Here is a 6,413-nt window from a genome sequence, read left to right as displayed (position 1 = left end):
CGCCCCCCCTGTAGAGAATTCCCCATGTTCGATCCAGCCGACGAGCCGTTGTTTCGTCTCGATGTAGCGGGCCTGTCCGACTCGCTTGAAGTCCTGGCATTCACGGGTTGCGAAGCCATCAGCGAGCCTTTTGCGTTTGAGATCGACTTGCTGGTCGATGATCCGCATCTGGACCTTGCCGGGCTGATGTATCGTTCGGCGCGCCTGTGTTTCGGGCCTTGCGGCAATGGTGTTCACGGGCAGTTGCACAGTCTTGTCCAGCATGAACAGGGGCGCGACGCCCGGTTGTGCCGGGCGCGGCTGGGGCCTCGGTTGAGTTGTCTGGGCCTGCGCTACAGCCAGCGCATTTTCAGCGACCGCTCCGTGCCGCAGATTCTGGATCAGGTGCTCAGGGAGCACGGTATCAGTGGCACCCGGCGCCGATTTGACCTGCAAGGCGCGTATCCGCCCCGGACGTTCTGCACCCAGTACGGCGAGTCGGATCTGCAACTGGTACAGCGGTTGTGCGGGCAGGCACGCATTCACTATCACTTCGAACATGGGAACCGTGGACATTGCCTGGTGTTCGGGGACGATCCCGCCAGGCTGCCACACGCCGCGAACCTGCGATTCGATTGCGGGGATGGGGAACCGTCGCCAACAGTGCGCCGCTGGCAACTGGGCGAGCATGCCGGCCTGTACGCAGAAGGCTCGCGGCGGACACGTACGGCGCGGGGGCATTCCGATTCGCCAACCCTGCGCAGTGGTCACTGGTTGACGATTACCGGCCAGCCCCTTGCAGAAGCCAATGGGCACTGGCTGGTGAGCCGAATCGAGCATCGAGCCGATCAGTTGCTCGAACCGCCTTACAGCAACCGGATTTTTGCCGCTGACCGGTTGCCGGTGTTCCGATCACCCATTGAACACCTGGGGGCGCGCATGCGCAGCCCGCAACGTGCCTGGGTGGTATCGGTCGAGGAGGCGCAACCGGATGCGGTGCGCCCGGTGGCCGTTCAGTTCGACTGGCTCTATCAGGGGGAAGGGGCCCGCCCCAGCCACTGCTGGCTGCCGCTGGCTCCGGCGTTGGCCGATACGCCGATGACATCATTGCAGGACGGAGCAGAGGTGGTGGTGAGCTTTCTGGAAGGCAACCCTGAACAGCCGGTGATCAGCGGTGTCTTGCAGATCCCGGCACTCACCAAAGCCATCGAGGATGACGCATCGCCGCCACTGCCCGAGCGTCTGGCGAGCGCGGGCCTGCCTCAATGGCTGAAAGCGGCCGAGCCGTTATTGTTGTTGTGCCTGATACCGGGTGGCGGCAGTTATCGCCATTGCGCGGCGTCATTGTGCAGCTGTCGATTGGTCGGCGGGCTCAAGACGAGCGACGCAAGATGAGTGTTTCGACCCCCGGACAGCGTGCGCAGTGGTTGTTGCTGGACATCGCACAGGCGCCGCAGGCAGTGCAGACGCTGCGCCAAGGTTTCGCCGGTGTGCACAGCCTGAAGCTGTTCGACGGGACGGAGTTTCAACCGGTCAGTGACCAGGGCCCGTGGTTGATCGACCTGCGTGACAGCCCGGCGCTGTCGGCGCTCTGCCACGCCGATCCGCTGACCTGGCAAGGGCTGCTGCTTGGCAGCGAGGCCTCGGCGTCGTTGTTGCGCGAACACTTGCAGCGGATGCTGACCGTGTCCGTCGGTCTGAATCACCGGGCACTGCTCAATTTCTACAATCGCCAGACCGCCAGCTACTTTTTCGATGCCTGCAATGCCCGGCAATTGAGCTGCTGGCTTGGGCCGATCGCATGGCTGCGCTGGTTCGGCGGGACCTGGGCCGATCTGGCCGGCGGCAGTCAGGGCTGGCAGCAACTGCGCAATCCGGGGCTGGCCGTGGAGCCGCTGCGTATCGAGCAAAGCCTGACCCGCCAGCAGCGTGAACGCCTGCACCGTTGCCTGCTGGATCAGCATGTCTGGCGCTGGAGTCAGGCGACAGGGAACGACTATCGGCTGATGTCTTCCTTTCAGGAGCAAGGCCTGGAACTGGGGTTCAGCGAGCAGGCGTTGCTGGACGACTGGTTGTGGCTGCGTTTGCAGCATCCACGTGCCGAACTGACGCCGCTGCCGCAAGGATTGCCCCCACGGGAACGGCTCGAACTGTTGCGTCGGCGTTGGCTCAACGACCCGTCGTGAAGCGCCGCTTCAGTGAGCGGCCCCGTTGAACCAGCCATCGGTGCGCCGCAGCCACCACGCCAGCCCTCCGAGCGTCAGGCTGCGCAGCACCATGAACAACAGGAATGAAATCCACAGGCCGTGATTGCCCAGACCTTGCAGTGCCCAGGCGACCGGCAGCAGCAGGATCACGGTCGCCAGCATGCCGTTGCGCATTTCCCGGGCGCGGGTGGCACCGATGAACAGGCCGTCGAGCAAATAGCTCCAGACCGCGATCAACGGCAGGACGGCCAGGTAGGGCAGGTAAATGAACGCGGTCTCGCGCACGCTCTGGATGTCGGTCTGCATTTCGATGAATAAGTGGCCGGCCAACAGAAACAGTGCTGCAAAGCCCAGGCTGGCCAGCAACGACCAGCCACCGGCAACCACCAGCGACCGGCGCAGGGCCAGACGATCACGGGCGCCGATGGCGTGGCCGCACAGGGCTTCGACGGCGTGGGCCAGACCGTCCAGCGCGTGGGCGGTCAGCAGCAGGCCGTTGAGCAGCAGCGCGTTGGCCGCGACCGTGGCATCGCCGAGTCGCGCGCCCTGCACGGTGATCAGGAAAAACACCGATTGCAGGGCCAGGCTGCGGATGAAAATGTCGCGGTTGACGGCCAGCAGCGGGCGCCAGCTCTGCCAGACTTTCAGTGCGGCCCAGGCGATGTGCCCGGGATAGGCGCGCAGTGCCTTGCGGGTCATCCACAGGCCGAGCAGGGCGCCGCTCCATTCGGCGATCACCGAGGCCCGGGCCGAACCGACCACGCCCCAGTCCAGGCCGATCACGAACCACAGGTTGAGCACGATGTTGATCAGGTTGGTGCTCAGCAGAATCGCCAGCGGTGCCCGGGCGTTCTGGGTGCCGAGGAACCAGCCGACCAGCGCATAACTGGCCAGCGCCGCCGGCAGCCCGAACAGCCGGGTGTGGAAGAAGTCGCGGGTCAGTTGATCCAGTTCCGCCGACGGTTGCATGAAGTGCAGCGCAACCCCGCTCAGCGGTACGCCCAGGGTTCCGAGCAGCAGCGCCAGCCCCATCGCCAGCAACAGGCCCTGAAGCAGAATCTGCCGCAAGGCCGCACCGTCGCTGCGCCCGGCGGCCTGGGCGGCGAAGCCGGTGGTGCCCATGCGCAGAAAACCCATGGCCCAGGCCAGAAAGGTGTACAGGCTGGCACCTACCGCCACCGCGCCCAGTTGATGGGCGTGGGGCAGATGCCCGATGACGGTGCTGTCGACCAACGCCACCAGCGGCACGGAAATGTTGGAGAGGATCATGGGGGCGGCGAGGGCCCAGACCCGGCGATGGGTCGGGCGGTCGCGCCAGTCGGCGATCAGGTTGGACATGCGGGCTCCTTGGGGAGCGGCATTGTAGCGGGAGGTGTCAGTGAATGATCCAGCTCAGCAGCCACAATCCCAGCAGCAACCAGATAATCCCGGCAATGATTGAGGCATTCATGAACGCGCGGATCGCCGACCACAGCAGCATCAGGCCGACGATCAGCGCGATGATGCTGATGATCGACGTGTCCATGCCCAGCGCCTTCGACAGCCCGTCGACAAAGTTGCCGCCGGCGTTGCCCAGCAGATTGAACAGGCCGCTGAGGCCATCGACGATGAAGCGGATGATCGAGCCGAGCGCCTGGCCCAGCCATTCGAAAAAGCTTTCTACCTGCATGTCTGTTTCCTGATGAAAGAGCTGAGCCTTGGGCCGCAGCGGGTGCGGTCGAGTTCCCTGCAAGCATAGAGGGTTTTAACGGGCGACTGGCGCTTGCCTTCGCGCAGCTTCCCCCCGAAGCTATACGCCTTCAGGAGAGCCCGATGAACCTTGTTGAACTGACCGAACGCCTGCACGCCATTCGCGACCGCAATGACTGGCGGCAATTTCACAGCCCGAAAAACCTGGCCATGGCCGCCAGCGTGGAAATGTCCGAACTGGTGGAAATCTTCCAGTGGCTGACCGAAGACCAGTCCCGCGAACTGCCGGCGGACAAACTCGCCCACGCCGGGCAGGAAGTCGGCGACATCGTTCTCTATCTGTTGCTGCTGTGCAGCGAACTGGGGCTGGACATGAATGAAGTGGTGCGCAGCAAACTCGCCGACAGCGAACGGCGGTTCAGCTGATGAGCGACCGTCATTTCGATCAGTTGGCGACCCGTTTCGCCGAAAAAATCTACGGCGGTGCCAAAGGCGCGATCCGCCTGGCGGTGCTGCAAGCCGACCTCGCCGAAACCCTGCCGGATCGTCCGTTGCGGGTGCTGGACATCGGTGGCGGCCTGGGCCACATGTCGCTGTGGCTGGCCGAGCGCGGGCACGAGGTGACCTTCACCGAGCCGGCCGAGCCGATGCTTGAAGGCGCACGCCAGCGCTTTGCCGACGCCGGGCAAACCGCGACGTTCATTCAGGCGCCCTGGCAGGAACTGCTCGGCCAGCTCACCGAGCCCTACGATCTGGTGCTGTGCCATGCGGTGCTGGAATGGCTGGCCGAACCGCACGCGATCCTGCCGGTGCTGCATCAGTTGACCAAGCCCGGCGGCTGGTTGTCGCTGGCGTTCTACAACCGCGATGCGCTGATTTACCGGAACCTGCTCAAAGGCCATTTCAAGAAAATGCGCAAGAACGACCTGGCCGGCGAAAAGCAGAGCCTGACCCCGCAGCAGCCACTCGATCCACGGGAACTGGCGACGCAACTCGCCGGGTTGTGGCAGGTCGAAACCCAGAGCGGGGTGCGGGTTTTCCACGATTACATGCCGGTGGAATTCCAGGCCCGCGCTGAATTGGTTGATTTGCTCGAGATGGAGCTCGCCCACCGTCGTCACCCAAGCTTCGCCGGGCTTGGGCGCTACTTGCACTGGATCTGCCGGCCGATCTGATCGGAGCGAGAAATGAAAGGTCATTCAGGGTTACTGCTGATCTGTCTGGGGTTGGCCGCCTGCCAGGGCAGCAACCCTTACGTGGCGCAGTCGCGGCCGTTGCCGCCGGCGCCACCGCAAGCGGCAACCACCTTCGACCGCAGCGCTTATCCCGCGCCCCCTCGTGATTACGGGCGCTATCGCAGCTGGGCGTGGCTCAACGGTCAGCTGCCGCCGGGCACGGCCTGGGCGGATTCAGCGCAAGTGGCCGAAGCCGTCAGTAGTGCGCTGGACCAGCGCGGTTTGCGCCCGTTGCATGACAATCGCCCGGCCGACCTGCTGGTCAGTGCCAACCTGAGCCTGGAAACCCGCCTGCGTCAGGTGCAGGACGATTACGGTTACTACGGCGGCGGATACGGTGGTTATGACCGTTACGGCCGCGGTTACGGGATGTACAACACGGTGCCGATCGTTCGTACCTATCAGGAACAGGTCGTGGTGGTGCGGGTCGATCTGTTCGACGCCGGCAGTGGTCAGCCGGTCTGGAGCGCCAGCGCCGAAACCGGCACTCAAGGCAAGCAAAGTGATCGCACCGACGCGATTCGCGAGGCTGTCGAAAAGGCCATGTCGGCGTATCCTCCCAGTTAGCTTCCTGCAATTGAGAAGCTCCCTCAGGTTCATGTCTTCCACCGGAGAAAAACCATGTTCCGCCGTCTCGCTTTACTGGCCGTGGCCGCACTGCTCAGTGCCTGCGCCGCCAACCAGGTCAATCATGACTTCGACGCCAGCCGCGACTTTGCCGCGTACCGCAGCTGGAGCTGGAAAGACCCCGCCCTGCAATACCGCCCAGACGATCCACGGATCAAGAGCGACCTGACCGAACAACGCATTCGGCAAGCCGTCGCCGATCAACTGGATCAGCGTGGTCTGCGCCCGGCCGCCGCGGGCGCCCGAGGCGATCTGTTTGTGCAGACTTACCTGATCGTCGAGGACCGGCAGCAACAGGTGACCACCAACTACGGCGGCGGTTGGGGTGGCCCGTGGAACGGTTATTGGGGCGCACCGATGTACAACGAAACCCGCAACATCACCTACAAGGTGGCGACCATCCAGGTCGATCTGCTCGACGGCAAGGACGGCAAACTGGTGTGGCGCGGCAGCGACGAGCAAATGCTCAGCCGCACGCCGAACCCGGCGGATCGCAGCAATGCCATCCGCGAGACGGTGGCGCGGATCCTGTCGAATTACCCTCCGCGCTGAGCCTGCGCAAACAAAACGGGAGTCCATGGCTCCCGTTTTTTATGGGCGGGTGAAACTGGCGCGTTGCCAGCAGTGTCGGTGCAGCGCGTCTACACTCAAATCCACCAATGGAGGTTGCGCCCGG

General features: G+C 64.0%; 8 protein-coding genes. 6 read left to right on the top strand and 2 right to left on the bottom strand.

The window, feature by feature from the left end:
• Window positions 1-24: 24 nt before the first annotated feature.
• Together C1X29_RS23465 and C1X29_RS23460 are read left to right on the top strand one after the other, a co-directional pair.
• Window positions 25-1,374 (top strand): type VI secretion system Vgr family protein, encoded by a 1,350-nt coding sequence (locus C1X29_RS23465; protein ID WP_102718485.1) that lies wholly within the window; start codon window positions 25-27, stop codon window positions 1,372-1,374.
• Window positions 1,371-2,165, top strand: a complete 795-nt coding sequence (locus C1X29_RS23460; RefSeq protein WP_085748623.1) for a DUF4123 domain-containing protein — start codon at window positions 1,371-1,373, stop codon at window positions 2,163-2,165. Before C1X29_RS23465 ends, C1X29_RS23460 begins: the two co-directional genes overlap by 4 nt.
• 9 nt (window positions 2,166-2,174) lie before the next feature.
• Here C1X29_RS23460 and C1X29_RS23455 read toward each other — a convergent pair whose 3' ends face one another.
• Together C1X29_RS23455 and C1X29_RS23450 are read right to left on the bottom strand one after the other, a co-directional pair.
• Complete coding sequence (locus C1X29_RS23455) at window positions 2,175-3,524, bottom strand: MATE family efflux transporter (RefSeq protein ID WP_102718484.1); 1,350 nt, start codon at window positions 3,522-3,524, stop codon at window positions 2,175-2,177.
• A 37-nt stretch (window positions 3,525-3,561) separates the two neighbouring features.
• Window positions 3,562-3,855 (bottom strand): hypothetical protein, encoded by a 294-nt coding sequence (locus C1X29_RS23450; protein WP_007951010.1) that lies wholly within the window; start codon window positions 3,853-3,855, stop codon window positions 3,562-3,564.
• A gap of 143 nt (window positions 3,856-3,998) precedes the next feature.
• Between C1X29_RS23450 and C1X29_RS23445 the strand changes: the two genes are divergently transcribed.
• The 4 genes from C1X29_RS23445 to C1X29_RS23430 are packed head-to-tail and all read left to right on the top strand — an operon-like array spanning window position 3,999 to window position 6,289.
• Entirely contained in the window at window positions 3,999-4,301 is a 303-nt protein-coding gene (locus C1X29_RS23445) for a MazG-like family protein (protein ID WP_011332275.1), read from the top strand.
• Window positions 4,301-5,050 (top strand): methyltransferase, encoded by a 750-nt coding sequence (locus C1X29_RS23440; RefSeq protein WP_102718483.1) that lies wholly within the window; start codon window positions 4,301-4,303, stop codon window positions 5,048-5,050. Before C1X29_RS23445 ends, C1X29_RS23440 begins: the two co-directional genes overlap by 1 nt.
• A 12-nt stretch (window positions 5,051-5,062) precedes the next feature.
• Window positions 5,063-5,677 (top strand): DUF4136 domain-containing protein, encoded by a 615-nt coding sequence (locus C1X29_RS23435; RefSeq protein ID WP_085748621.1) that lies wholly within the window; start codon window positions 5,063-5,065, stop codon window positions 5,675-5,677.
• A gap of 54 nt (window positions 5,678-5,731) precedes the next feature.
• Window positions 5,732-6,289, top strand: coding sequence for a DUF4136 domain-containing protein (locus C1X29_RS23430; RefSeq protein ID WP_102718482.1), 558 nt, complete (start codon window positions 5,732-5,734; stop codon window positions 6,287-6,289).
• Window positions 6,290-6,413 lie beyond the last annotated feature (124 nt).

Source organism: Pseudomonas sp. GW456-12-10-14-LB2 (genome assembly GCF_002884345.1).
GTDB lineage: Bacteria > Pseudomonadota > Gammaproteobacteria > Pseudomonadales > Pseudomonadaceae > Aquipseudomonas > Aquipseudomonas paraglycinae.
The sequence above is the reverse complement of the archived record's forward strand: the minus strand, read 5'-3'. Positions and strand labels throughout refer to the sequence as shown.